28 protein-coding genes and 2 pseudogenes are annotated in these 25,302 nt (G+C 66.7%); 10 read left to right on the forward strand and 20 right to left on the reverse strand.

Annotation, left to right across the window (positions count from 1 at the left end; genetic code table 11):
* Position 1: 1 nt before the first annotated feature.
* A complete protein-coding gene (locus JOF56_RS03880; RefSeq protein ID WP_209634477.1) occupies positions 2-205 on the reverse strand; it encodes a hypothetical protein in 204 nt (67 codons plus the stop codon).
* Positions 206-395: 190 nt separating this feature from the next.
* On the opposite strand from JOF56_RS03880, the pseudogene JOF56_RS61100 reads away from it, so the two are divergent.
* Positions 396-585, forward strand: a pseudogene (locus tag JOF56_RS61100) (ABC transporter ATP-binding protein); the annotation flags it as partial.
* On the opposite strand, the gene JOF56_RS03885 reads toward JOF56_RS61100, so the two are convergent.
* From JOF56_RS03885 to JOF56_RS03910, 6 genes are all read right to left on the reverse strand, one after another.
* A complete protein-coding gene (locus tag JOF56_RS03885; RefSeq protein ID WP_209634480.1) occupies positions 524-1,255 on the reverse strand; it encodes a DUF6193 family natural product biosynthesis protein in 732 nt (243 codons plus the stop codon). The pseudogene JOF56_RS61100 and the gene JOF56_RS03885 sit on opposite strands and share 62 nt — an antisense overlap.
* A 401-nt stretch (positions 1,256-1,656) precedes the next feature.
* On the reverse strand, positions 1,657-2,475 hold the full coding sequence (locus JOF56_RS03890) for an alpha/beta hydrolase (RefSeq protein ID WP_209634483.1): 819 nt from the start codon (positions 2,473-2,475) through the stop codon (positions 1,657-1,659).
* 52 nt (positions 2,476-2,527) lie between these two features.
* Positions 2,528-3,061 (reverse strand): SDR family NAD(P)-dependent oxidoreductase, encoded by a 534-nt coding sequence (locus JOF56_RS59965; protein WP_307854910.1) that lies wholly within the window; start codon positions 3,059-3,061, stop codon positions 2,528-2,530.
* Positions 3,062-3,225: 164 nt separating this feature from the next.
* Positions 3,226-4,188: an SDR family NAD(P)-dependent oxidoreductase gene (locus JOF56_RS03900; RefSeq protein ID WP_209634486.1), complete on the reverse strand. Its 963-nt coding sequence runs from the start codon at positions 4,186-4,188 to the stop codon at positions 3,226-3,228.
* On the reverse strand, positions 4,185-5,390 hold the full coding sequence (locus JOF56_RS03905; RefSeq protein WP_209634489.1) for a cytochrome P450: 1,206 nt from the start codon (positions 5,388-5,390) through the stop codon (positions 4,185-4,187). The genes JOF56_RS03900 and JOF56_RS03905 overlap by 4 nt, the downstream gene beginning before the upstream one ends.
* Positions 5,391-5,479: 89 nt before the next feature.
* Positions 5,480-5,677: a ferredoxin gene (locus tag JOF56_RS03910; protein WP_209634491.1), complete on the reverse strand. Its 198-nt coding sequence runs from the start codon at positions 5,675-5,677 to the stop codon at positions 5,480-5,482.
* Between the two features lie 100 nt (positions 5,678-5,777).
* Here JOF56_RS03910 and JOF56_RS03915 point away from each other — a divergent pair, with 100 nt between their 5' ends.
* Positions 5,778-6,407, forward strand: coding sequence for a TetR/AcrR family transcriptional regulator (locus JOF56_RS03915; RefSeq protein ID WP_209634493.1), 630 nt, complete (start codon positions 5,778-5,780; stop codon positions 6,405-6,407).
* 70 nt (positions 6,408-6,477) lie between these two features.
* Here JOF56_RS03915 and JOF56_RS03920 read toward each other — a convergent pair whose 3' ends face one another.
* Complete coding sequence (locus tag JOF56_RS03920) at positions 6,478-7,461, reverse strand: alpha/beta hydrolase (protein ID WP_245378135.1); 984 nt, start codon at positions 7,459-7,461, stop codon at positions 6,478-6,480.
* A 357-nt stretch (positions 7,462-7,818) separates the two neighbouring features.
* Here JOF56_RS03920 and JOF56_RS03925 point away from each other — a divergent pair, with 357 nt between their 5' ends.
* Both JOF56_RS03925 and JOF56_RS03930 read left to right on the forward strand, forming a co-directional pair.
* A complete protein-coding gene (locus JOF56_RS03925) occupies positions 7,819-8,985 on the forward strand; it encodes a flavin monoamine oxidase family protein (protein ID WP_209634511.1) in 1,167 nt (388 codons plus the stop codon).
* Positions 8,986-9,082: 97 nt separating this feature from the next.
* Positions 9,083-9,232, forward strand: coding sequence for an alpha/beta hydrolase (locus JOF56_RS03930; protein WP_209634514.1), 150 nt, complete (start codon positions 9,083-9,085; stop codon positions 9,230-9,232).
* Positions 9,233-9,235: 3 nt separating this feature from the next.
* Here JOF56_RS03930 and JOF56_RS03935 read toward each other — a convergent pair whose 3' ends face one another.
* The 5 genes from JOF56_RS03935 to JOF56_RS03955 form a co-directional block, all read right to left on the reverse strand.
* Entirely contained in the window at positions 9,236-10,189 is a 954-nt protein-coding gene (locus JOF56_RS03935) for an NADP-dependent oxidoreductase (RefSeq protein ID WP_245378136.1), read from the reverse strand.
* Between the two features lie 44 nt (positions 10,190-10,233).
* Entirely contained in the window at positions 10,234-11,148 is a 915-nt protein-coding gene (locus JOF56_RS03940; protein ID WP_209634517.1) for a zinc-binding dehydrogenase, read from the reverse strand.
* Positions 11,149-11,280: 132 nt separating this feature from the next.
* Positions 11,281-12,330, reverse strand: a complete 1,050-nt coding sequence (gene dmpG / locus JOF56_RS03945) for a 4-hydroxy-2-oxovalerate aldolase (RefSeq protein ID WP_209634520.1) — start codon at positions 12,328-12,330, stop codon at positions 11,281-11,283.
* Entirely contained in the window at positions 12,327-13,280 is a 954-nt protein-coding gene (locus JOF56_RS03950) for an acetaldehyde dehydrogenase (acetylating) (protein ID WP_209634522.1), read from the reverse strand. Before JOF56_RS03950 ends, dmpG begins: the two co-directional genes overlap by 4 nt.
* Positions 13,277-14,107, reverse strand: coding sequence for a 2-keto-4-pentenoate hydratase (locus JOF56_RS03955; protein ID WP_209634537.1), 831 nt, complete (start codon positions 14,105-14,107; stop codon positions 13,277-13,279). The genes JOF56_RS03950 and JOF56_RS03955 overlap by 4 nt, the downstream gene beginning before the upstream one ends.
* 161 nt (positions 14,108-14,268) lie before the next feature.
* Here JOF56_RS03955 and JOF56_RS03960 point away from each other — a divergent pair, with 161 nt between their 5' ends.
* Positions 14,269-14,997 (forward strand): IclR family transcriptional regulator, encoded by a 729-nt coding sequence (locus tag JOF56_RS03960; RefSeq protein WP_209634540.1) that lies wholly within the window; start codon positions 14,269-14,271, stop codon positions 14,995-14,997.
* Positions 14,994-15,620 carry a TetR/AcrR family transcriptional regulator gene (locus tag JOF56_RS03965; protein WP_209634542.1) on the forward strand — a complete coding sequence of 209 codons (627 nt, stop codon included), beginning with the start codon at positions 14,994-14,996 and terminating at the stop codon, positions 15,618-15,620. Before JOF56_RS03960 ends, JOF56_RS03965 begins: the two co-directional genes overlap by 4 nt.
* Here JOF56_RS03965 and JOF56_RS03970 read toward each other — a convergent pair.
* The 6 genes from JOF56_RS03970 to JOF56_RS03995 are packed head-to-tail and all read right to left on the reverse strand — an operon-like array spanning position 15,617 to position 20,828.
* Entirely contained in the window at positions 15,617-16,843 is a 1,227-nt protein-coding gene (locus JOF56_RS03970; RefSeq protein WP_209634545.1) for an NAD(P)/FAD-dependent oxidoreductase, read from the reverse strand. The two genes, JOF56_RS03965 and JOF56_RS03970, sit on opposite strands and share 4 nt — an antisense overlap.
* Before the next feature lie 5 nt (positions 16,844-16,848).
* Positions 16,849-17,643: a 3-(cis-5,6-dihydroxycyclohexa-1,3-dien-1-yl)propanoate dehydrogenase gene (hcaB, locus tag JOF56_RS03975; RefSeq protein ID WP_209634548.1), complete on the reverse strand. Its 795-nt coding sequence runs from the start codon at positions 17,641-17,643 to the stop codon at positions 16,849-16,851.
* Positions 17,644-17,648: 5 nt separating this feature from the next.
* Positions 17,649-17,999 (reverse strand): bifunctional 3-phenylpropionate/cinnamic acid dioxygenase ferredoxin subunit, encoded by a 351-nt coding sequence (locus JOF56_RS03980; RefSeq protein WP_209634552.1) that lies wholly within the window; start codon positions 17,997-17,999, stop codon positions 17,649-17,651.
* A 5-nt stretch (positions 18,000-18,004) separates the two neighbouring features.
* A complete protein-coding gene (locus JOF56_RS03985; RefSeq protein WP_209634555.1) occupies positions 18,005-18,583 on the reverse strand; it encodes an aromatic-ring-hydroxylating dioxygenase subunit beta in 579 nt (192 codons plus the stop codon).
* Entirely contained in the window at positions 18,580-19,932 is a 1,353-nt protein-coding gene (locus JOF56_RS03990; protein WP_209634558.1) for an aromatic ring-hydroxylating dioxygenase subunit alpha, read from the reverse strand. The genes JOF56_RS03985 and JOF56_RS03990 overlap by 4 nt, the downstream gene beginning before the upstream one ends.
* Positions 19,932-20,828, reverse strand: a complete 897-nt coding sequence (locus JOF56_RS03995; protein ID WP_209634561.1) for a VOC family protein — start codon at positions 20,826-20,828, stop codon at positions 19,932-19,934. The genes JOF56_RS03990 and JOF56_RS03995 overlap by 1 nt, the downstream gene beginning before the upstream one ends.
* A 191-nt stretch (positions 20,829-21,019) precedes the next feature.
* On the opposite strand from JOF56_RS03995, the gene JOF56_RS04000 reads away from it, so the two are divergent.
* The 4 genes and pseudogenes from JOF56_RS04000 to JOF56_RS04015 all read left to right on the forward strand — a co-directional run bounded on the left by JOF56_RS04000 (position 21,020) and on the right by JOF56_RS04015 (position 24,727).
* Positions 21,020-21,868 carry an alpha/beta fold hydrolase gene (locus JOF56_RS04000; RefSeq protein WP_209634564.1) on the forward strand — a complete coding sequence of 283 codons (849 nt, stop codon included), beginning with the start codon at positions 21,020-21,022 and terminating at the stop codon, positions 21,866-21,868.
* A gap of 343 nt (positions 21,869-22,211) precedes the next feature.
* A complete protein-coding gene (locus JOF56_RS04005; protein WP_209634567.1) occupies positions 22,212-22,784 on the forward strand; it encodes a TetR/AcrR family transcriptional regulator in 573 nt (190 codons plus the stop codon).
* Between the two features lie 818 nt (positions 22,785-23,602).
* A pseudogene (locus JOF56_RS60650) lies at positions 23,603-23,836 on the forward strand (ATP-binding protein); the annotation flags it as partial.
* Between the two features lie 225 nt (positions 23,837-24,061).
* Complete coding sequence (locus JOF56_RS04015; protein WP_209634572.1) at positions 24,062-24,727, forward strand: response regulator; 666 nt, start codon at positions 24,062-24,064, stop codon at positions 24,725-24,727.
* Between the two features lie 95 nt (positions 24,728-24,822).
* Here the strand turns inward: JOF56_RS04015 and JOF56_RS04020 are convergent, their stop codons facing one another.
* On the reverse strand, positions 24,823-25,224 hold the full coding sequence (locus JOF56_RS04020; protein WP_245378137.1) for a Rieske (2Fe-2S) protein: 402 nt from the start codon (positions 25,222-25,224) through the stop codon (positions 24,823-24,825).
* Positions 25,225-25,302 lie beyond the last annotated feature (78 nt).

Raw genomic sequence — 25,302 nt, forward strand, 5'->3', positions numbered from 1 at the left:
ATCACTGACCAACGGATACGGTCTGGTGATCACCGACCGACGCCGCGGCACCGGCCTGGTGGGTCAACTTCCGGGCCGTCGACGAGGGCAACTGGGGTTCGAGCGGCGGCGTCCTCTCCCTCCTCGACAGCGGCGTCTTCACCGAGAAGAAGGCCAAGGCGATCCGCGCGGCGACGGACAGCTGACCGTCTTGCGTCGATTCCACCGCAAACCATGCGAAGGCTCATCACGCCCGTCCGAGCGCTCCCATTTGCCAGATGTCGGCGATGGCCAAGATGAAGTCGCGACGGTCACTCCCGGACGGATCGTGATCTTGAGCCGAGTCAGCGGTTCAAGAAATACGAAATCGTGTCAGTTCGGGTGAAGCCTGCTCGCAACGATCCTCGGATTGAGAGCTGCCCGACGAGCCCGCCAACAACCTCGGCCAGGCCAGCGTCGACCAGCTGACCAGCGCGCTGAACGCCTACCGGGGGCGCGTTTGTCGTCGTCAGCCACGACGACCGGTTCCTGCAGGAGATCGGCGTCACCCGCTGGATCCGTCCAGCCAACGCAACCCCGACGGAGACGAACGCTCCCGAGCGCTGAGCTCCTCGGACGACGGCACGCCGAGACGGTCCATCTCGGTCAGACACACCCGGACCGCCTCGCCGGCATCGAAGGTGATGTCGGGTTCAACGCGTCGATCCTCAACGATCGTGAACCGACCGTCGCCGACCGCCCGCACCCACGGGCCAGGCACACGGTACTCATCCGCAGTCGGCCGGAACGACATCCAGTACATCGACATGAACGGGTACATCCGCCGCAGCTGCGGCTCCGTCATCGCCGCGTCGATGAACTCACCGAGGTCGTGCCTCGGGTGCGCACGGAACTGCTGCCACATGAACTCAATCCGGTCACCGCTCTCATATGCCGTGGCGACATCGACGAAGTCGGCAAACGGCCACACGTCCGCCAGCTCCTGCGGGGTTGCGCCGCCGAGCCAGGACGCGGCCAAGCCGGTGACGCCAGTCAGGTCAGCCGTGGCCACCCAGCTCAGATAGGCCGTCCGCAGCTTGTGCCGAACGCGGAACAGACGCTTGTCCCGATGCGGGAAGACTGTCACAGCGCGGTCGCCCTTGCTCGCCTCGACCACGTAACCGCCGAAGGCGCCAGGAGCGTCTCTCACCGTGATCTCGCAGCCAAGACAGGCGACCTCGATCACGGCCCGCAGACCGCCTGCATCGACCAGATCCTGATACGGCGATTCCCCCATGCCACCCAAGTTACCCATGGCGCGACGCACCGCAACGAGGAGCTGCACGACCAAGACGCGCTACTGATCTCCGGCAAAACCAGCACTCGCAAGGCATACCCCTCGGTCCGGCTGGCCACGACGACCGCCGATGTGGCAGACGCGGTCAAGCCGGACGGTCCGTTCCATAGCCGCTGACCAGGCTGGACCGACTGCGGGCGGCGTGCCTCAGCGACCGCACTCGCGGTCGCCGGCTGATCCGGCCAGGCTGGACCCATCGCGGCCGGGCCGGCGCCAAGGTCACCGTCAACGGCCGCATGCCCGACCGCGTCGCCACCACCAACGCGCGCCCGGCCATTCCGGCCCGGCTGTGAGTACGGCGACAGTGTTGGGCATCGGTCGTCCTCCGTGGCCGTGCCGGTTCAGGTCAGGGCATTCGCGAGCGCTTTTGTCTGCGCGGCGCGGAATTCCTGGGAGATTCCGGCATTCCGGGAAACGAGGTCGAAGCCGTGGAAGGCGCCGTCGACCACGAGTTGCTCACAGTGGACGCCTGTGGCTGTCAGGCGGTTGGCGTAGGCGATGTCTTCCTCGTAGAACAGATCCAGTGATGCGGTTCCCATCCAGGCCGGTGGTAGCCCGGACAGATCCTCGTGCCGAGCCGGTGCGGCGAGCGCGCTGATGCCGGCTGATCCCGGGGCGGTACTCAAGTAGGACTGCCAGCCGAAGCGATTGCTCGTGTTATCCCAGCCGCGGAAGTGGGTTTCGTCGATGTCGATACGCATGACAGTGCGGTCGTCGAGCATTGGATAGGTCAACAACTGGAAGACGGGCCGCACTTCCGCACGGTCGCGGGCGAGCAGGGCCAATGCGGCGGCGAGTCCCCCACCCGCGCTCGCCCCGCCGATGACGATACGTGTCGCGTCGACATCCGGTCGATCGGCGAGCCAGGTGAGCGCGTCATGGCAGTCGTGCAGCGGTGTCGGGAACGGATACTCCGGCGCGAGGCGATAGTCGACCGAAGCGACGATGATGCCGAGCTCATGAACGAAATGGCGGCATATGAAGTCGTCAAGGGCCGCCGTGCCCATCACGTATCCGCCGCCGTGGATCCACAGCAGCGCGGGCGATGGTGCGGTCACACCTGATGTCGGCTTGTATATCCGGACAGAGATCGGGCCGACCGCCTCCACGGTGACATCCTTGGCGCGTCGCAGTCCACGAAGCCGGTCAACTGTCCTCATCAGACGAAGTCGTCGAGCACTGACCGCACCGCGCGGAAGCCATCGTGCGAGCCTACGGAGATCGGGGTGGAATACATTGACATTCATTACGACTCCAGTCGTAGTGAGCCGTCCAGGTGAAAGACCTCGCCGTTGAGGTAGCTATTTTCGATGATGTCGATGACAGACGCGCGAACTCGTTCCGGCGACCGAGACAGTTCAGGAACGGCACGTTCGCGCCGGCTGCCGCGCGGACGTCCGCGCTGGCCTCCACGAGGCCCAGCATGGGCGTGTCGAAGATGCCAGGCGCGATGGTCCTCACCCGAACGCCCCGGGATGCGAGGTCGCGCACCGCTGGCAGCGTCAGGCCGGCCACGCCGTTCTTCGACGCCTGGTCCCTCTCGAACAGCTTGGAGCTCGGTCCGTTGAACAGTGCCGATCCTATTTTCGCGCCGATCCGGTAGCCGCCGATGTTGCCGAGGATCGCGGCGACCGTGATCAGCGTGCACACCAGCCACAGATCGGCGTCGATGACCCCGGTCGCGGCGAACAGACCTATGGGAACAGGAATGGGTTGCCGGGCAGGATGACGCCGAGCAGCACGCACTCGAAGAAGATGATCAGAAAAGCCCGACCAGCAGGTACGGTCCGAGCGACTGCGGAACGGCTTCAGGATTGAACATGGGTGTGGTGAACCTTCAGGCCCAGTTCGCGAGAAGAAAGTCGGTGTTCTGGTGGGCCGCTTCGGCGCCTGCTCACCGGATCGCGCTGTCAGGCGGGTTTCGGGCTGGCTGCGATCGCCTGGAGGAGCTGGGCGATTTCCCCGCCGGAGTCTTCCGGCACGGTGTATCCGGTTTCGTCGCGGATTTCGGCGAGGTGGTCCCGAACATCCTCGATAGACAAGTCGGGGCGGTAGTAGCCCTTGGTTCTGCCGGTGAAGAACCTGGCGACCTGCCCGGCGCCCGCGGTGTAGATCTCGCCGGTGACCGGGCAGTCCTCGTGAGCCAGGAACGCGACCACGGGGGCGACGAGCGCAGGGTCGAGCTTACTGGTGACGGCGTGCATCATGGCCAGGTCGGCGGGATCGAGTCGCCGGCCATTGTCGCCCTCGGCCATGGTCACCGCGAGCATCCGGGTGGCCGCGATCGGGGCGATCGCGTTGACCCTGATGTTGTGTGCGGCGCCTTCCACGGCGAGGACCCGGGTGAAGCCGATCAGGCCGGTCTTGGCCGCGCCGTAGTGGCTTTTGTGTGTGCTGCCGAGGATGCCGGCGGAGGAGGTGGTGTTGACGACGCGGCCGTAGCCCTGTTCTCGCATGACGCGCCATGCCGGGACGGTGACGTAGAACGCGCCCTTGAGGTGTACGTCGATCATCGGGTCGAGGTCATCGGGAGTCATATCGCTCAAGGGGACGTCGCGGACGATGCCGGCGTTGTTGACGAGGATGTCGATCTGCCCGTAGGTCTTCAGCGCGGTGCGGACGATCACCTCGCCGCCTTCGCGGGTGGCGACGCTGTGGGTGTCCGCCACGGCTTCGCCGCCCTGGTCACGGATCTCACGAGCAACGGCCTCAGCCGGCCCGGCGTCGGCGCCGTCACCAGTGACCGAGCCGCCGAGATCGTTGACCACCACCCGCGCCCCACGGGACGCCAGCAGCAAGGCATGGTGGCGGCCGAGGCCGTTGCCGGCGCCCGTAACGATGGCGACCTGGCCGTCGAATCGAAGTTCTGTCATGGCTGCCCCCAGGTGACGGGCAGCTCGTGAACGCCGTAGATACTCATGTCGTTGCGGAACCGGATCTGCTCGATCGGCACGGCGAGCCGCAGGCCCGGCAGACGACGCAGCAACGTGGGAAGCGCGATCTCCAGTTCCGCACGCGCCAGGGTCTGCCCCAGACACTGATGGACGCCGTAGCCGAAAGCCATGTGCCCGCGCGAGTTGCGGTCGACGTCGAGAGAGTCGGGATCGTCGAGGAAGGCCGGGTCACGGTTGGCAGCGGGCAGGTTCATGATCAGCCCTTCCCCCGCACGGACGAGGGTGCCGCCGATCTCGATGTCCTCTTTGGCCACCCGGGCGACGAGACTGTGCACGATCGTCAAGTACCGCAACAGTTCCTCGACCGCGTTCGAAATCACCCTGGGGTCGTCGGTGTCGCGAAGACGGGCCAGGGTGCCCGGGTTCTCCAGCAGGGCAAGGGTACCGAGGCCGATCATGTTGGCGGTCGTCTCGTGGCCCGCGGACAGCAGGATGAAGCTGTTCATCGCGATGGTCTCGCGAGTCAGCTCGCCGGTCGGCAGGTACTCGCGGATGAGACGGCTGATCAGCGCGTCGTCCGGCTCGCTTTGCTTGCGGGCCACCAGTTCGTACAGGTATCCGAAGATCTTCCCATTGGCCTGCTGCTTCTCCTGCTCGGTGGCGGTCCGGCTCATCAGCACACCGGTGATCTCCTGGAAGAACTGGTGATCGGAGTACGGCACACCGAGCAGCAGCGAGATCACCAGCGACGGGATGGGCAGCGCGTAGGCCTGCACCAGATCGGCCGGGCTGCCGCTCGCCACCATCGTGTCGATGAACTCGTTCGCCATCTTCTCGATCTCCGGGCGCAGCGCGTTGACCCGCTTGACCGTGAAGTCCTTGGTCAGCATCCGCCGCAGCACGGCGTGCTCCGGGTCGTCCATCCTCGGAAACACCTTCGGCATGGTGTCGCCGTGGTGTTCGCCGCTGCCCTGCTGCGCGGCGACCTCCGCACTGACCTGCGGATCGGTCATGGCGAGCTTGATGTCCTCGTACCGGCTCACCGCCCACACCTCGTGGCCTTGCCAGTTCACCTTGCGCAGGCCACCTGTCTCGCGCCAGTCCCGGTAGCCGGGCGCCGGATCGAACGGACAGCGGCTGTCGCGATCCGCGGGGAAGATCGGCAGTTCGGTCGCGGTCATGAAAACTCCTTTGCGGCAGTGGGGATAGCGGCCGCCCATGGGGCCCGGGTCGCGATGAGGGCGCGCCACGCGCGCGAAATCCGATTCCTTCAGGACTCGGCCAGATGGATGGCCGCGGCCGGGCACACCATCGCCGACTCACGGACGGCTTCGTGGTGCTCCGGTCCGGGCGTTTCGTCCAGCAGGACGACGACACCGTCCTCCTCGCGCTGGTCGAACACCTCCGGCGCGAGCAACACGCACTGACCTGCGGCAACACACTTGCCGGTCGCAACGCCCACTTTCATCGGATCTCCTCCGCGACACAATCTGCAGTTGACTGCAAATTCCCCTCGCGGCCGAAGGTAGCACAACTTGCAGTCGACTGCAGGTTGCTACCCTGTCGCAGTGGTCACCGATTCCGAGCGCCCGTTGCGTGCTGACGCGGCACGCAACGTCGAACGCATCCTGCGCACCGCGCGCACGGTCTTCGCCGGCCTAGGCCCGGACGCGCAACTCGACGAGATCGCCCGCCGCGCCGACGTGAGCACCAGGACGCTCTACAACCATTTCCCCAACAAGGCCGACCTGGTCCGAGCCGCCCTCGACCAGGCCATCACCGAAGACCTCGCCCCCGCCGCCGACCAGGCACTCGCCGACGACGACCCACTGCACGGACTTCGCCACCTGATCGAAGCCGCCATGAGCCTGGCAGCCCGCGAGTTGAACACCCTGGCCGCCGCACGCGCCGCCGGCACCCTGACCTCGGAGGTCTACACCCCGTTCTACGAATCCCTGACCACGCTCGCCCAACGCGCACAGGACGCCGGCCTGCTGCGCGCCGACCTCGTCCCCGACGACCTGCCCCGCCTCATGGCCATGCTGACCAGCACACTGTGGACCATGGATCCCGGCGCCGACGGCTGGCGACGTTACCTCGGACTCGTCCTTGACGGCTTGGCGCCCGCCGCGGCGAACCCCCTGCACCCGCCGGTCACCCTTCTAAAGGGGGCACGGACGGGCGACTGGTCACTCTGATCCCTACACAGCGGCATCGCGGGCATGGCGACCGCGATCCGGCTGCGGCAAGCGTGCCGGCCTGGCCGATCTAGCGGATCCAGCCAGGGATGCCCGGTTTTGGCCCAGCAGGCAGCTTGTCCTTGCCCGCGCCCAAAGCCACCGTCGCCGACGGTTCCACGGCCGCGCAACGCTTGACCTGCGGTGTCTTCAGCGTCGCCAGGTATACGTCCACAGCAACCTTGGTGCACTCACTACGACCGTACACGCCGTGTCCCCAGCCTTCGTAGGTCAGAAGCACGGTCTTGTCGCGGGACTGATGGTGCGCGTCGACGGCCCACGAGTACGGGGTCGCCGGGTCGTACAGTGCGTTGAGCATCAGGATCTTCGGTGCGTTCTTGATGTTCAGCCGGTGCTGCGGGTTGTTCACCTTCTCCGGCAGCCCGATGCAACCGGTGATCGCGGCGTGCCCGATCGCGCCGCCGCGCATGTGCGGCGTGATGGCGTTCTCCGTGGCCTCCAACGCCTTGTATTCGGCGAAGTCGCGCACCGGCAGGCTCCAGTCGGAGCAGAACGCCGCCTGATACACCTCATTGACCTCCTCGTCGGCGAACGCCTGCAACCGCGGCGCCGGCCGCTGGCTGTCCAGCTCGGCCACGGCTTGCGCGTGTGCCTTCCAGTCCGGACCGTAGAACGCGCCGAACGCATCGCCGATGATGTCGCGTGCGGTGAATTTGCGCGTGGGGTCGCCGGGGTTCGTCACCTCACCGCGGTCGGCCTTGGCCAGCAAGCCGTCCCACACCTTGGTGACGTCCTTGCCATGCAGTGCACAGGAAACCGTGCGATCACACCACTTGACCCACTCGGTGAACGAGCTCTCCGCGGTCTGCGCCTCAGTCACCGCGAAGCCCCGCATGCCCAAGCTGTGGTCCATGTTGCTGTCGATGACCATCGCCCGGATCTTGTCGCCGTACCGCTCGGCATACTGCTGGCCCATCAACGTGCCGTAAGAGACACCGTAATAGTTGATCTTCTTCTCGCCGAGCGAACGCCGGATCGCGTGAGGTCGTGACAAGGAATGGTGATGAACGCACGCTTGTGACTGGTCCACAGCCCGTCAGGATTCGCTGTCATACCAAGGATATGGACGTACCGGGTGGCAACCTCGAGCACGAAGAACACATAAGTCCGCCTCAACGTGACATGGTGAACGCCTGCATACGCAAGAACCGGCGCCACAACGAGTTCGACTCCCGGCTCGGCGCCGGTGGTATCCGCGGGCGCCTGAGCACACGGCGAATCGTTCTTGGCCACCAGACACAGGAAACCATCCTGATGGCGGGGTAGTCCCGGCTACCTGACGGGTGCACGGCTGGCTCTTGCTCGTCCAACATGGATGGTGACAGGCATTGTCACAGCGGACGGAGTAGGCATGGGGACGGATGGGCCCAGGTTCACCAGACGCCAGATGTTGATCGGTACGGCCGCTGTCACGGCGACGGCGGTGGCCGTCCCGGTGACGATCAGATCAGGCGCGGCAAACGCTGCTCCTTCACCCGGCACAGTCGCCCCTCTTGACGCGATTGTGCTCGGCGCCGGGATGGCCGGCCTGGCTGCCGCTCGCGACCTCGCCGACCGCGGCAAGAACGTCGTCGTGCTCGAGGCAAGAGACCGGATCGGCGGTCGCATGTGGACTGATCGCGGCGCCGCGAGTATCCCGGTCGAGCGCGGCGCCGAACTGGTGCACGGCGCCGACATCAGTACGTGGCCGCTGATCCGCGGCCAGGGACTGGCGACACACGAGATGAAGATCGCCATCACCCGCCGCGACCCCGGCGACCCATGGGAGCAGATCCCACCCGAGCCGGCCGGGGACTTCCGGGTCATCGGCGGCTACGACCAGATCCTGCGCCCACTCACGGGCGGCTTGACCATCCAGTTGAACACGGTGATCCGCCAGATCGAGTATGGCGGGGACGGCGTTGTGGTACGGGCAGACCAGGCCGGAACCGCCGTGACGTTCCAGGCACGGGCCGCAGTCGTTGCGCTCCCGCTTGGTGTGCTGCGCAGTGGCGACGTGACGTTCTCGCCCGCACTGCCCGAGGCGAAGGTCGCGGCGATGGCGGCGGTCCGCTATCACTCCGCGTGCAAGGTGCTGCTGGAGTTCCCCAAGCCGGTGCTGCCGTTGAACGCGGACAATGTCGTGCGCCTTCCCGGCAATCCAGACACTCTCTGGAACTCCTCGACATCGGTGCCCGGGTTCACCGGGCAGGTCGTCACCGGATGGTCAGAAGGCGACGCGGCACGGGAACTGCTGGCCCTGCCCGCCGAGGCCCGCCACAAACAGGTGCTGGAAGTGGTGCGGGCAGCCGCGGGCGAGCCGAATCTGATGTACAGCAAGGTCATCGAGCACGACTGGGTCAACGACCCGTTCGCCCGCGGCGCCTACCCGCTCGACGTCCCCGGCGAGGACGAGATCTACCGTCCGGTCAACGACAAGCTGTTCTGGGCCGGCGTCGTCACGCCCCAGATCGACCTGTCCTACGACAGCGGCCGGAAGGCAGCTACCGAACTGCTCCAACGCCTTCCCGTCGCATGACACGGAGTATCCCGGTCGCATCGGTTCGAACGCCGGAACCGCCCGTTGCCGGACCGGAATCACCCCTGGGATTGGCAGTCAGCACGCTGGGCATGCCATGCGTGCCAGGATCGAACGCAGTCCGCGCGCACCTCACCTCCGCGATGTGCTCGACATCCCGGATTGTGGTGACTGGATCCAGCAGGAACGCCCGACCGAGGTCAACGCGGCCCTGCTGAGCTTTCTGCAGACTCTTCCCACGGCATGAACCTCAGGGAATCAGGACGATCTTCCCTTGCACCCGTCCTGACTCGCTGAGTTCCTGCGCCTTGGCAACGTTCGCGAGCGGCAGCGTCTCCTCAACGGCCACCCGCAGCTGTCCGCGGGCAGCGAGCGCGGCGAGCTGCGTCAGATCCGTCGTGTTTGGACTGACGATGACGTCCGCGAAGCGGACACCCAACTTGCCGGCCGTCGCGCGTACCTCCGCGCGGCCTGGATTGGGCTGACGCAGATCGATGAAGATGCCGCTCGGTGCCAGGATGGTCAGCGAGCGAGGGGCGTAGTCGTCCCCCAGTGGGTCCAGGACGATGTCCACTCGGTCGCTGATCGCCTCGGTGAAGTCGACCCTCGTGTAGTCGATCAGCTCGTCGGCGCCCAACTCCCGCAAGAAGGCATGTTTCCCAGCGCGTGCTGTGCCGATCACGTGTGCGCCGCGTGCCTTCGCGATCTGCACGGCCAGGTGCCCGACACCCCCGGCCGCCGCATGCACCAGCACCCGCTGCCCGGGCGCTACCTGGGCTGTGGTCACCAGCGCCTGCCAGGCCGTCAGGCCTGCTGTTGCCAAAGCCCCCGCCTGTACAATGTCTACTTCGGACGGTACACGGGCCAGCATGCCGGCCGGGGTGACGGTGTACTGCGCTTGCGCACCATTCGGCGGGAAGACCATGCCATACACCGCATCACCAGGCTTGAAGTCCGTCACGTCGCCGCCCACGGCCTCCACCACACCTGCCACGTCCATGCCAGGCGTGAACGGCGGCTGGTGGGAATGGTGGCCGGCGAGTCCGGCGCGTGTCTTCCAGTCCGCGGGATTGACGCCGGCCGCCCGGACACGGACCAGTACCTGACCAGGTCCGGGCACAGGCCGTTCCACGGTTGCGATCCGGAGGACCTCGGAGCCGCCGTAACCGAGCTGGCGGACGGCGTACATGGAGTGCGTGGTCATGACTTCTTCCTTGCGGTCATTGGCTTGCGGGCACGAACTGTCCACTACGAGATGCGCAGGGTCGTCCTGCCCGTCAGCTCGCGACGGCCCAGGGCCGCCAGCAGGTCGGCCGCCTGCTCCCAGGAAGCGGAGCCGGTGACCTGAGGGTCGAGGCGTTTGGTCTCGGCCAGGCGCGCCAGCAACTCCAGCTGCCGCACACCGCGAGCGGCCTCACGTAGCCCGTCGCTGTTGTAGACGCTCACGAGCTTCGCCCCGCGGTGCTGCGCGAACCAGAAGAACGGCACGCTCGCGGTCTCGGATGCGGTCTGCGCGAGCGACGCCACCACCCCGCGCTCGGCCACCAGCGACATCGCCCGGCTGAGCACATCGCCACCCACCAAGTCCACGATCAGATCAAATGGTCCTTCGGCTTCCTCGGCCGTCACCGTGGTCAGCCAGTCGAAGGCACGTAGTTGCTCACGTCGTTCCGGTGAACTGACCAACCCGGTGACCTCCGCGCCCGCAAGATGCGCCAACTGCACCGCGAGCAGGCCGACACCGCCCGTCGCGCCGGTCACCAGCACCCGGGACCCCAGCAGGAAACCGCCCGCTTCCAGACCCGCGAGCGCGGCAAGTCCGCTGTTGGGCAACGCCGCCGCCACATCGTCGGACAGCGAGTCGGGAATCGGCGCGACCAGCGAGCTGTCGACCACGGCCCGCTCCGCCCAGCCCCCGGGACGAGTAGCGGCGTAGCCCATCACCCGCGTGCCCACCGACGGCCCGGAACCGTCCACGGCCGGCTCGGCGACGACCCCGACCACGTCCAGCCCCACCGCCCTCCCAGGCGGCGCCAACCGAACCGAGTGCAGGTCTCCCCTGCTCACGGTCGATGCCGACACCTCCACCAGAAGCTCACTGCCACTGCGGACAGGCTCCGGCACGTCGGCGAACTCCACCGTGCCGCCTGTCGTCGTGATCAACGCACGCACTCTGATCGCCCTCTCCCCCGTCCGTGGAGGTATGCACGCTGGAGCCCGGACGGCAGCCTCAACGAGAAGTGGGCGGCGATGCCCACTTAGAGACCGTAACACAAGTGGGCACCACCGCCCACTTCAGTCCGGGCCGACGAAACGCCAGTCGCCGGCGGTCGTGAGGGCGGCGCGTGACGACCGCAGGGTCAGCGCGATGTCGGTGATCATGTCCTCCTGGCCGCCGACCAGGCCACGAGCACCGACCTCGACAAGGATCGTGCGTACGTCGATGCCGTAGCGTTCGGCGGCGGCTTCCGCGTGGCGCAGGAAGCTGGAGTACACGCCTGCGTAGCCGAGGGTCAGCGTCTCGCGGTCGACTCGTACCGGCCGGTCCTGGAGCGGGCGCACGATGTCCTCCGCGGCGTCTTGGAGGGCGAAGAGATCACACCGGTGATCCCACCCGTTGAGATTGGCCACGGCGATGAACGGCTCGATCGGGCAGTTGCCCGCTCCGGCGCCCTGCCCGGCGAGCGATGCGTCGACGCGTGTCACGCCTTCCTCGACCGCCACCACTGAGTTCGCCACGGACAGCGACAGGTTCTCGTGCGCGTGGATTCCGATCTCTGTGGACGAATCGAGGACGTCGCGGTACGCGCGGATGCGTTCCCGAACGCCGTCCATCATGAGGCGGCCACCGGAGTCGGTGACGTAGACACAGTTCGCGCCGTAGGACTCCATCAGCTTGGCCTGGGAGGCGAGAGTGGCGGCGTCGGCCATGTGGGACATCATCAGAAAGCCCGAGACGTCCATGCCGAGCTCACGGGCGGTCGAGATGTGCTGGGCCGCGACGTCGGCCTCGGTGCAGTGGGTGGCGATGCGGACCGAGCGGACTCCGAGGCGCGAGGCGTGCTTGAGCTCCTCGATCGTGCCGATTCCCGGCAGGAGAAGCGTGGTGAGCCGGGCCCTGGTGATCACGGCGGCCGCGGCTTCGATCCACTCCCAGTCGGTGTGCGAACCGGGGCCGTAGTTCAGGGATCCGCCGGCCAGACCGTCGCCGTGGGCGACCTCGATGCCGTCTACGCCGGCGGCGTCGAGTGCGGCGACGATGTGCTGCACGGTCTCGGGTTCGATCCGATGCCGAATGGCGTGCATGCCGTCACGCAGCGTTACATCTTGGATGAAGAGCTTCATGCCACCGCCTCCTCGATCTCGGCGGCGATCGCCTCGCCGGCGCGCAGCGCGGCGGAGGTCATGATGTCCAGGTTGCCCGCGTAGGCAGGCAGGTAGTGCGCAGCGCCTTCGACCTCGAGGAAAACCGAGACCTGGTGCGTCACGAGACGGTCTGTGAGGGTGTGGACGGGCTGGTCACGAGGAATCGGCGTGATCTGTACATCCTGTTTGAGCCGGTATCCGGGCACGTATGCGGCGACGTCGGCGACCATCGCGGCAATGGCGTCGTGGATCCGCTGATGGACACTCTCGTCGGGACTGTCAACCAGGGTCAGAACGGTGTCACGCATGATGAGAGGCGGTTCGGCCGGATTCAGGATGATGACCGCTTTTCCCCTGGCAGCACCGCCGACGACCTCGATTGCCTTCGCGGTCGTCTCGGTGAACTCGTCGATGTTGGCGCGCGTGCCGGGGCCGGCGGATTTCGAGGCGATGGAGGCGACGATCTCGCCGTAGGCGACCGGCACGACACGGGAGATCGCGGCGACGATCGGGATCGTCGCCTGCCCGCCGCAGGTGACCATGTTGATGTTGGTGACGGCTCCGTCGCGGTCCAGGTGTTCATCGAGGTTGACGGCTGGAACGACGTAAGGGCCGATGGCAGCGGGCGTGAGGTCGACCATCACCTTGCCGTGCGGCGCGAGTTTGGCGGCGTTGGCCTTGTGCGCACCGGCCGAGGTCGCGTCGAACACGACGGAGATCTCGTCGAACCCGGGCATGTTGATGAGCCCGTCGACGCCTTTGGCTGTGGTCGGCACACCCATGCGGGCGGCGCGCGCGAGGCCGTCGGAGCTGGGATCGATACCGACCATGGCGGCCATCTCGAGCGTCGATGACAGACGCATGACCTTGATCATCAAGTCGGTGCCGATGTTGCCTGGGCCGATGACGGCTACGCGGCTCGTAGTCACGGTTTCTCCTCAGTGTCGGCGAATGCGATCGCGACGGATGAGAGCGGGGCTCCGTCCAGAGTCAGATCCGCCCGCACCTGGGCGCCTGGCTTGACGGCGACCATCGGTCCCAGTGCGCCGGAGAGGACGACCTGACCCGCCAACAGGGGATCGCCGAGCCTGACGGCGGTTCTGGCCAGCCAGGCAAGCGCCTCAAGGGGATCGCCAAGACAGGCCGCACCGGTGCCGGTGGACACGACAACCCCGTCGATGCTCATGGACATGCCGACGTCCCGAGGGGCGAACGAGTCGATCTCCAGCCGGTCGTCCGCGAGGACGTAGCGTCCCGACGAGCCGTTGTCCGCGACGGTGTCGGTGAAGGTGATGTCCCAGTCCGAGATCCGGCTGTCGACGATCTCGATGGCGGCGGTCGCGTACGCGATCGCGGTGCGGACGTCCGCAGCGCTGAGGCCGGGTTCGAGCAGGTCGTCCTTGAGGACGAAGGCGAGTTCGGCCTCGACTCTGGGCTGCAACAGGCCGATTGGGACCGTTGCGTCGGCCGCGACCGCCATGCTGTCCAGCAGCACACCGAAGTCGGGCTGGTCGACGCCAAGCTGTCGCTGGACAGCCTCGGAGGTGAGGCCGACCTTGCGCCCTGTTATCCGGGCACCTCTCGACACATGCCGGGCGATCCCGACGGCCTGGACGGCGTAGGCCAAGGCTGGATCATCACCGATGAGATCCCGGACGGGAGCGCAGGCGATCCCGGTCTCGGCAGCCACCTGCAGACGGTGAGCGGCGTCGCGGACTGCCGCCAAACCGGCGACGGACGCATTTGCACGGGTCATGCCCCCAGCGTCGAGGGCCACGGCGCAGAGCTCTAACAGTTGTGCCGTCCACTGGAACAGAGCAGGCGGGATCGGTCGAACCACGTGTTGAACGATCTGTTCCGGCGGAGTAACCTCGTCTCTAGAACGCCGCTCTAGAGCAGCGCTCTACCGTGAGGATCGTGCTGGTGAAAGTGGCGTTCATGACAACACTGGACAACGCCCCGTCTGTCCTTTGGAAGGCTTTCGACGTGCTCGACGCCTTCAGCCATGGCCGCCGGGTGCTCACGCTCAGCGAGATCTCACGCCGTAGCGGCCTGCCGAAGTCGACGGTTCACCGGATCCTGTTGATGCTGCTGAAGGTGCAGGCTGTCGAGCAGGTCGACGGCGGCTATACGGTGGGGCTCCGGATGTTCACCGTCGGATCGATGTCCGCGGAGGTGAGATTGCGTGAGCTGTCGCTCCCCCATCTTGAGCGGTTGCGGCGGGTGACTCGGCAAACTGTGCATCTGGCGGTGATCCGCGACGGTGACGCGATCTACCTTGAGAAGCTGCCCAGCCTGGTCTCACCGCATACTCCGGCGCTCGTCGGCGGCCGCCTTCCGGCCCATCGAACCGGTGTCGGCAAGGCATTGCTCGCCTTCAACGAGGACCAGCACCGGGTCGGCCCTTCCCTGGCTCTACGCCTGGAAAGTGTCCGGCGCGACGGCTTCGCGAGCGACCGGGAGGAGTCAGCCCGTGGCCTGGCTTGCGTGGCTGTCCCGATACTGGTCGGCGAGCGTGCGCCGGCCGCGATCTCCGTTGCCTTCGCTGCCAACGACGGTGACGGCCAGATCTTCCTCAATGCTCTGCGCGAGACCGCGTGCGCGCTTTCGCGTGTGGTTGCGAGCGTCCCGTCTTTGGTTTCATGACTCGCGACCGCGCCGCCGACGATTCGGCCGAAGTGATGATGAGCTCCCGTGAGGCGATCCTGGCGGCTGCCGAGCGGTTGATGACAACTGTGGGATACGACAAGGCATCGATCTCGCGGACCTGTCGCGAGTCCGGCCTGCCGGTCGGCTCGCTCTACCACCATTTCGGCAGCAAGGCCGGCCTGCTGGCCGCCGTCTACCAGCGCTTTCAGACGCGCTTCCTCGACGGCCTGGCGCAAGCCGTCGAAACTGCGCAGACAGCCGAAGAGGGGCTCGCGGCATTCTGGGACGGCGCTGTGCAAGCGGTCGTCGACGACTACCCGTACTTCACCCTCACCCTCGAACTGGTGCGCCTGAGTCGTGACGACGCCGAGATACGCCGTGTCGTGGAGACGGACACACGGGCCACGGAGCAGCATCTCGCGACGACACTCATAGCCTTCACGCGCATGGCCGGTCGGCCGGACGCCGACGACCTCGCACACCGGATGGCGCGGGTCGCCGTGACCTACAGCCGGGCCGCGATCATGATCGCAGGGGACGACCAGGCGGCGTACCGCCGGCAGATGGAGGACTTCTATCCGATCCTCCACGACCTGATCCTCGGTGCGAAACCGGGCTAAACCCGCGTCCTGCCGAGCCTGCGCAGCGACACGGCCGGGTCGGCCAATTGAGCAGCACGCACCGGAACGCGATTCTCGATCAGTGGCTTGGTGGCACGAAGCTCCTTGGGCTGATCGATTCCCGCAGAAGCGACGAGGCGGTCTCCGCGCAGCCAGAACGCCAGGAAACCGTCGCCCGACGGCGTCGAGCGCATGACGAGCCGATCCCCTGCCTCGGCACGGCCGTACATCTGCAGTCGCTTCCCGTACTGGTCGGACCAGAAGTAGGGCGTCTCGGTGTTGATCACCTGCAGGCCGGCCATGTTGGCGCCGACCGCGGTGCCGTGGCGCTGCGCGACGTCCCAGTGCTCGATCCGCTGACGGCGGCCGGTGTAGGGACTGACGTAGTTCGCGACGTCACCGGCTGCCCAGATCCACCGGTTGCTGGTCCGTCCATGGTCGTCGGTCACGATGCCTGCATCGGTGTGGACGCCGGCCTCGCGGGCCAGCCGGTCGTTGGGGGCCACACCGCATCCGACCAGCACCGTCGCGGCTTCCAAACGGGTCCCATCGTCGAGTAGCACTTCCTCGACTTCGGGGCCGCCCCGGAATTCCATAGCGGTGCGGCCGGTGAGGATGCGCACGCCCTCGCTCGTGTGCATCCGCTGCATGATGATCGCGGCGAGGCCGGTCCCGAGCACGCCGATGAGAGGCATCGGCATCGCCTCCACCACCGTGACGTCGAGTCCGCGACGGCGTGCGACGGCTGCTGCCTCGAGCCCGATGAACCCGCCGCCGATGATCACCAGATGCCCGCCGGCGTCGAGCCGGTCCGACATCGCCCGGGCGTCGTGGATGTCACGGAGCCCGAGGACGTTGCCGAGATCCTCACCGGCAATGCCGAGCCGCCGAGGGGAGACCCCGGTGGCCAGCAGGACGGCGTCGGCGAAGAGGTCCTCGCCGTTGTCGAGGCGCACCCGATGACGCTGCTCGTCGAGCACCGTGGCCCGCACCCCGAGAACCAGGTCGATGCCATGGTCTACATAGGACTCCGACGGAACGATGGGACGCGGAGTGCCGAGGTCCTCGAACGTTTTTGACAGGGGTGGGCGCTCGTACGGCTCATCCGTGCCCGCGTCGACGATGGTGATCCGGCCCTCGAATCCCGAGGCACGCATCGAGAACGCGGCCGCCACTCCGGCCGCGCTGCCGCCGATGATGACGTGGTGCAGCGTTCTGCTCATGTCTTTCAACCGGCGTAACGCGGCAGGATGCCGAAGCTGCTGATGTCGAATACCGATCCGGTGACCGTGGCGGACTGGGACTTCGCAGCGAGGAGCAGGTAGGCGCCGACGTAGTCCGCTGGTTGGGGTGCGAAGCGCAAAGCGGACCCTTGCGCCATGAGGTCGTTGATCGGAATAGCCTCGCCGATCGCGGTGTCCGAGAGCCCCAAAGCCGCCGGGCCGCGCAGATCGGTGTCCATTCCGCCCGGCGCGACGGCGTTGACCCGCACGTCGGGCGCCAGTTCGTAGGCCAATTGCTTGACCAGGCCAACACCGGCGTGCTTGGAGGCGACGTACAACGGACCGCCCCCGGCAGGGAAGAACGCCGCATTGGACAGCGTGAGCACGACCGAACCACGGGATTCGCGCAGCGCCGACAATGCCGCCTTGACGCCGAGGAGGTAGCCCTTGACGTTCACACCGAACAACTCGTCAAAGCCGGACTCCAACTGTTCGACAGGGGTGTCCGGCAGCGAACGGTTGAAGTCCCACAGGCCCGCGTTGCCGACGAAGGTGTCGAGTTTGCCGAACGACGTGACGGCCAGGGCGCACGCACGCTCGTTGTCGGAACTGCTCCGGACGTCACCGGCGACGATCTCCACCGCGTCGCCGAGCTTGTCCTTCAGTTCCTCCAGCTTTTGCTGGGACTTGTCGAAGGCGACCACCCTGGCACCTTCGTCGACGAAGCGCTCTACGATCGCGCGTCCGAGCCCGGATCCGGCGCCGGTGACGACCGCCGAATGCCCATCCAGCCAGCTCATGGTTTTCACTCCTTGGTCAGGTACGCGTTCGGGAGCGCGACGTAGACGTCGCCGTCTACGACCTTGACGGGATGGACGGCGACCGGGACAGAGGCCGGTGGACGGAGCGGCATTCCGGTGCGGAGGTCGAACTTCGCCAGGTGCAGAGTGCACTCGACGGCACCGTCCTCCACCCATCCCTCGGCGAGGGAATATGTGTCGTGCGTGCAGGTGTCGTCGAGGCAGAAGACCTCCTCGTCCTGGACGAACACGGCGACCGGCGGCAGGGTGCCGAGCCGGAGACCTTCGTCCTCGGGCACCGCGTCGAGTGCGCAGGCCCGTCGCCACGTGCGGCCCTCGATGTCATCGATCGTCATGGCGCTCATAGCAGGATGGAGAGGCTGGGGACGAGCAAGGTCGCCTGCTCCAGAACGATCTTGCGACCCGCGATGACGAACGGGTAGCCCGTGGCGTCGATGTCGGCTCGCCGCAACACGTCGAAGCGCTCGCCGACGAACCAGTCCTCATGCCGCTCGAGCCGGCTGCGGTAGACGTAGAAGTTCGACGTCACCGCCAATTCGCCCGCGTCGCCGGGCGTGACCCGCACGTTGGTGATCAGGCGACGCGTGCGCGACGGCGGTTCCTCCGACCACGAGATCCCCGAGGTGAGGCGGCGGACACGGCCCTTGAGGTAGTAGAGGGTGTCGTCGATGTACGCCGCCTGGTTCTCGTCGGAGATCTCCCGGTCGCGTTCACGATGGGTTCGTGTCATCCGCGTGGGCGCCCAATAGTGGACGTCCTCAGTGAACAGCTCGATCCACTCGACGTAGCGGTGCTCGTCGAGCAACTGCGCCTCCGCAAAGAGGAACTGCTCGACCTCGTGCTGGGTCTCGACGTCAACGCGCCGGTACGCCGAGCCCGTGCCGACATACGGGTTCAACTGCCCCTCGACGGTGGTCATACTTCCCGCACCTCCTGGGGAACGGCGGTGGCGGTGGCCTGACGTTCGGCGTCGAGCTCGGCAATCTCCGACCACGACAGTCCGCTCATCAGGTCCGCCCATCGCCGGTAGAAGCCCCGGGCCGCGGTCTCGCTGAAGGCGTCGTTGGTCTCACCCGGCTGCCCGTGGACGTCACGCTCCTCGTGCCCGAGACCCATCTGGGCGTTGAACGTGTTGTGCCGGGCCTTCCAGCCCCGCAGCACCTGCTGGATCTCCGTCCAGTTCTCGCCGTCGTCGGTCTCGAACGACCCGGCCGGACTGAAGGTCCGCTGAGTACCGAGACGGATGTCGGCCTTGACCTCCTCAGGCGCGTCCTTGGGCACGTAGGTCCACGCCCAGACCTCGATCTGGCCCGGGCCACGCGGATGCCAGACGCGCATCGTGGCGGGGCTGCCCAGCCAGGAGAAGTTCGGAAAGATCGTGTTGTGCCCAGCGACCCTGAGCGCCCGGTCCTCGCCGACGTTGCGGAACACCTCATCCTTGTTCGCCGCCACCCACGCGGCGTAATCCCCGGTCCCGTACGTGGGATCCGGCCCACCCAACGCCTCGGACCAGAAGCTTCCGGCACCGTGACCGTTGCCGCCGAACTGACGGCCCGGCGTCTGCGACTGGTAGCTGATCCCAGCCCAGTACGCCGGATTGTCCACGAGCGCCATCAACGCCGAAGCATGCGAGCTCTGGGCGTGGTAGATGTCGCTGGCGAACTGCTCACTGGCGAACTTCCAGTTGCAGTCGATGACCCACTTCGATGTCCCACCGACGAACTCGAGACCGTTGTCCCAGCGACCGACGACGGCGTCGAAGTAGTACGCCATGTCACCGAGGTACTCCTCGAACTCCGGTGCCTCCTCAGACCAGGTGCCGAAATAGAAACCCTTGTACTCGGCGACCCGTGGAACCTTGAGCGCACCCCACTTGCTCTTGTCGATCTCGTTGCGGTAGGCGCGATCCTCCAACGGGACATTGATGAGATTGCCCTCGAGGTCGTAGGCCCACCCGTGGTAGGTGCAGGTGAACGTCTTGCTGGTGCCCTCGTCGCTGCGGCAGATCCGCATGCCGCGGTGGCGGCACTGGTTGAGAAACGCCTTGACCGACCCGTCCCGTTGCCGGACCACCAGGACCGGGTCCTCGCCCATGTAGGTCTGGACGAAGTCGCCTCGGTTGGGCAACTGCGAGCCATGGGCCAGGAACAACCAGCTGCGGCCGAAAACCAGCTCCAGCTCCTGCTCGTAGATGGCCTGGTCGGCGTAGATCGCGGGGTTGACGTACCCGCGGTCGGGGTCGACCAGTCCGGAGACCGGCGTCGCCATCAGGCATCGCCTCCCGCAGCGGCCGGCTCCGGCGCCCCGGCGAAGTGGTGGCCCCAGATGCTCGGCGCCTCGTAGTGGCCGACCTTCCAGGTCGCGTCGTCGACCAGCAGGCCGTTGAACCCGTACTCGATCGCGAAGCCCGACGGCGTATTGAGGTAGAAGGAGGTCATCCGGTCGTTGGTGTGCTCGCCGATGGTCATCGTGACCGGGAACGGACCGCTCCGCACAAGGTCAAGAGCCCGGCCCACGTCCTCCAGTGAGCCGACCTCGACCATCAGGTGCCCCAGAGCGGCGGGCGCGCCGGGGAACGTCGCGAACGCCGCGGTGTGGTGGCGGGGGTTGCAGTGCAGGAAGATGGCGTTCTCCTCGCCGAGGGCGATCGTGTCGCTGAGCCGGAACCCGAGCAGGTCCTGGTAGAAGGCGGCGGCCTTCGGCGCGTCCGTCGAACTCATGAACACGTGGCCGAGGCCGAGGTCGCCACAGACGAACCGGACACCGCGCGGGGACACGAACGGCGCGTTGCTGGTCGACTGACCGACGTGCGCCTCGATGAGGTTGCCGTCGAAGTCCTTGAACTTGACCAGGCGCTGCACCCGGCGGGCGGCGGCGAGCTCGGCGTCCTCGGTGACCTCGATCCCCTTCTCGGTCAGGTTGGCAACGAGCTGGTCGAGCGCCGCGGAGTCGGCGACGGCGAAACCGAGCGCCACCAGCGCGTCGATTCCGGGCTCCCCGTCCTGGACGACCAGGCGGAACGCCTTGTCGTCGGTGCGGAACAGGGCCGTCGAGTCGTCGGCCCCCTCGACGAGCTGGGCGCCGAGGACCTTCGTGCCGAACTCTTTCCACTGCTCGAGCGGCCCGCGCACCACCAGGTAGCCGAGTGCGGCGATCTTGCTCATGGGTCCTCCATTGGGGACGGTTCAACGGCGAACTCGCCGGTGCCGATGAGCATGTGCCCCCGGTGACCTCACGCCGGTGTTCCGTTCCGGCCGCCGGAACGCATTTCTCCGCGCCGGTTCGCCGGGAATCAAGGTTCCGGTGTCTGGAACACCCGCGCCCCGCCCGGTTCGGCCGGCCGTAGAAGGAGGACATGACTGACACCGGCACCGTCCAGCCCGTCGACCGATTCGTCGACGTCCCGAACTTCCGGATCCACTATGTCGAGGCCGGCACGGGTCACCCCGTCGTGCTGCTGCACGGCAGCGGGCCCGGAGCCACCGGGCTGACCAACTTCTCCCCGAACATCGGCCCGTTGGCGGCGAAGTTCCGCGTTATCGCGGTCGACATGCCGGGATGGGGCGAAAGCGACACCCAGACCGAGGAAACCGGCCGCGACCACGTGAAGGCATTGGTCGATCTGCTGGACAAACTCGGGATCGACAAGGCAGCGCTCGTCGGCAACTCGATGGGCGGGGTGACGTCCGTGTCGGCCGCGATCCTGCATCCCGAACGGGTCTCGCACCTGGTGACCATGGGCACGCCCGCACCCATCCCGGGGGTGTTCTCGCCCGGCGGAGGACTCACTGAGGGGCTCAAGATCCTGATGCACGCCTACCGGGAACCGACACCGGAGAACATGAAGCGGCTGGTCCAGGTGATGTGCTTCGACCAGAAGACGGCCACCGACGAGCTTGCCGCGGCCCGCTCGGCCGCCGCATTGGCGCGACCCGATCACCTCGACAGCTGGAACGCGCAGTACAGCGGCCCGCCCAAGATGCCCCCGTACTGGGAGCTCGCCGGGCGGCTGGGGGCCATCACCGCACCCACACTGATCATGCACGGGCGCGACGACCGGGTCGTCCACTTCGAGAACAGCCTGCAGCTGGTAACCCGGATCCAGGACAGCCGGATGGTGCTGTTCAACCGGTGTGGTCACTGGGCCCAGATCGAGCACGCCGCGGAGTTCAACCGACTGGTCTCCGCCTTCATCGACGCGTGAACCCCCTTTCGGGCCGGGCGGTCAACGCCCGGCCCGGCAGGATCATGCCCCGACCACAGGCACCGGTTCCTGCTGGACAAGTGGGTCGCGGCGAGCGCGCCTCGCGACAACCGCCGAAAGTGTGCCCACGACGGCCAGCCTTTTGTTGGGCGGCACGTCGGCGAACCGCAGTCCGTGGTCCTCGGATCGTGGTCAATGCTGCACGTCCTTCGGGTGCCCGAACAGAGGAAGGTCCGTCTTCGACCCCTGCGGGCCGGGGGTGGACAGACAAGTGGGCTAAGCTGCCCACTTATCACCGTAAACGGAAGTGGGCATGACTGCCCACATGTCGGAGGCTGGTGACATGAGCCACACGAGCCAGAAGCCACGAGGGCTGCGATCGGACGCAGAGCGCAACCGCGACCGCATGCTGGACGCTGCCCGAACGGCCTTCAGGGAACTGGGCGCGGAGGCCCCGATGATCGAGATCGCACGTCGTGCGGGGCTCGGGACCGCGACGCTGTACCGGCGGTTTCCGACGCGGGAAGATCTCCTGGCCGCCGTGTTCTCGGACCGGCTGACCGGATGCGACGACTCAGCTCGTGCCGCACTGGAGAATCCCCGCCCCTGGGACGGGCTCGTCGAGCACATCACGCACCTGACGAGCATGCAACTGGAGGATCGGGCTTTCACGGCGGTCTTTCTCTACGAGTTCCCGCCGGACAGTCCGGTCAACAGCTCACGTCAGGCAGCCGGCGAGAACCTGCGACAGCTGCTCGACGCGGCCAAGGCCAGTGGGGACCTGCGCGGCGACGTCACCGCGGAGGACATCCTGGTCTTGTTGAAAGCGCACGACGGAGTGGTTCGCTGGGCGAAGGACACCGAAGCAGAAAGCCAGCGGTTCATCGACCGGTTTCTCAGTGGGCTTCATGTGTGACAGTGGCGAACCACCCGATTCAGGGAATCAGGGCAGTTCCAACGCCGCCCAGTAGTCACCGACTGACACAAGATCATCTTCCGCCGCGGCAGCCACGTCCTCCACGGCGCCAGGAGGACGCCGAGGGATTCATCGGCTGGCGTGCACAACATCAGAGTCGTTATACACCAATAACATCTCGAAATTGTCCAATTAGGATTGACGGGAAGCCCGCGGTGTCACCGCCAACTGCCGGAGTGTCGGTACAGGGCTTGCGCTCGTGATCAACTTGCGGAGTCCGTTCGGCAAGCGCATCACAGATCTGTCCACACACGACAGAAGCTCTTCTCGGGAGACAGTGATGGCCTGGATCGAGCAGACCGGCAAACACTCGTGGCGCGTCCGCTACCCGCGCGATGACGGCACGTACGGCTCAGAATCCGGCTTCCACACCAGGAAAGCCGCCGAAGACTACGCCCACGACCTGGACACCGACCGCCGTCGTGACACCTGGCTCGATCCCGCCGGAGCCAGGCTTGACACTGGATTCGAAGGGCTCGATCAGGGAAGTGGAGCTGAGGGGATTCGAACCCCTGACCCCCACACTGCCATCGGCCCAAAAGGACTCTCACCAGCAGAAACCAAGGAACGCCAGCACAAACCGGTTCCATTCACTGCTGTTGAGCGCAGTGAAAGGCATCGGGACCGAACTTCGCGGAAGGAAGCTGCGAGCGTACGCGGTCGAGGTCGCCGAACCTGAGGAAGTCGAGCGGCTGCGGGCCTACCAGGTAGTCAGAGCCAGAGACGCTCACTACCCGGTCGAGCAACCAGACCTGCAGATGCAACGGTTCGCAGCGGATATCGGGGAAGAAGACGCCGCCGAAGAATCCTTCTACCTCGACCAGATCAGGCTGCATGCCTTCGCAGGGATCCCAGACCTCGGCGTGCAACTGGCCACCTTCCGCATCGTGCAGGAGGCCCTGACCAACGCCCTCAAGCACGCTGGCCCGCGCACCACCGTCGACCTGAGCCTGGCGGCCGACTCCTGCCAGGTCCACATCGTCGTGCACGACAGCGGCCCGCCCGACGACGAACCCGCGCCGGCGGCCAACCGGCTTGAGCGCCGTTTTAACAGTCGTTTCAGGTTCGCTCGGTATGAAGTAGGCATCGCCGGGCGACGCGGGTCTCGGCCTCGCCGGCATGGCCGAACGCGCCGCGCTCTACGGCGGCACGGTCAGCGCCGGCCCCGCATCGGACGGCGGCTGGACCGTCTACGCGACCCTGAAAGGCAGCCATTCATGATCTCTGTGCTCGTAGTGGACGCCCAGCCGCTGCAGCGCTTCGGGTTTCGCATGCTGCTGGAGAGCACCCCCGACACCAAGATCGTCGGTGAGGCCGAGAACGGCGCCGAGGCCGTTCGGTGGACCACCGAGCTGCATCCCGACGTGGTGCTGATGGACACCCGCATGCCGGGCGTCGACGGGATCGAGGCCACCCGGCGCATCGTCGCCGCCGGTGGGCGTTCGCGGATCCTGGTGCTGACGACGTTCGACGTGGACCGGTACGCGCTCGCCGCGCTGCGGGCCGGGGCGAGCGGTTTCCTGCTGAAGGACACCCGCCCGGAGGAGCTGCTCGCCGGCATCCGGGCCGTCGCCGCCGGGGACGCGGTGATCGCGCCGGCGCTGACTCGGCGGCTGCTCGACGCGTTCGCCGACCGGCTCGGCGATGACCTCTGCGGGCCCGTGCGGGAGGATCCCCGGCTGGACTCCCTGACCGGCCGCGAGCGCGAGATCCTCGTCGCCATCGGCCAGGGCCTCACCAACGGCGAGATCGCGCAACGGTTCACGCTGTCGGAGTCGACGGTGAAGACCCACGTCGGGCGGGTCCTCGCCAAGATCGGCGCACGGGACCGGATCCAGGCCGTCATCCTCGCCTACGACCTGAGACTCACCCGGCCGATTTAGCGCTTCATCTCGCGCGTCCGTCGGGGACGCGACCGTAGTTCCCAGCCGCACCGCTCGAACGGCCCGCCGAGTTCCGGCGGGCCGCCGACACCTTTCTAGGCGGTCACGACTGAGTCGCCGCTGATCTTCACCGGGATCGGGGTCAGGCCGGTGGTCGCCGGTCCCTTCTTCCTATCGCCGGTCGAGGCGTCGAAGACGCTGCCGTGGCCGGGGCATGTGATGGTGCCGCCCGCCGGTTTCGAGACCGTCACACCCGCGTGCGGGCAGACCGGGTCGAGCCCTTTGACCTCGTTCTCCGATGGCCGGACGATCAGGACTTTGCCTGACGGTCCGTCCACGATCGCCCCGCTGCCGACCGGGACGTCGGCCAGCTTGGCCAACGGCGTGCCACCGGAGTTGGCGGCGGGTGTCTTGGACGAGCAGGCGGCCAGGGAAACCGGTGCGACCAGACCGGCTAGCAGGCCGCAGACAACCATGCGGCGTGTTGGATCTGGCAAGACGATGCCTCCTGGGCGCAAACAGTGGTGGTTTTCGGCTTGTTGACCTCAGTGAGCTCACACACGATCGACGCTTCG

It is taken from the genome of Kibdelosporangium banguiense (assembly GCF_017876405.1).
GTDB lineage: Bacteria > Actinomycetota > Actinomycetes > Mycobacteriales > Pseudonocardiaceae > Kibdelosporangium > Kibdelosporangium banguiense.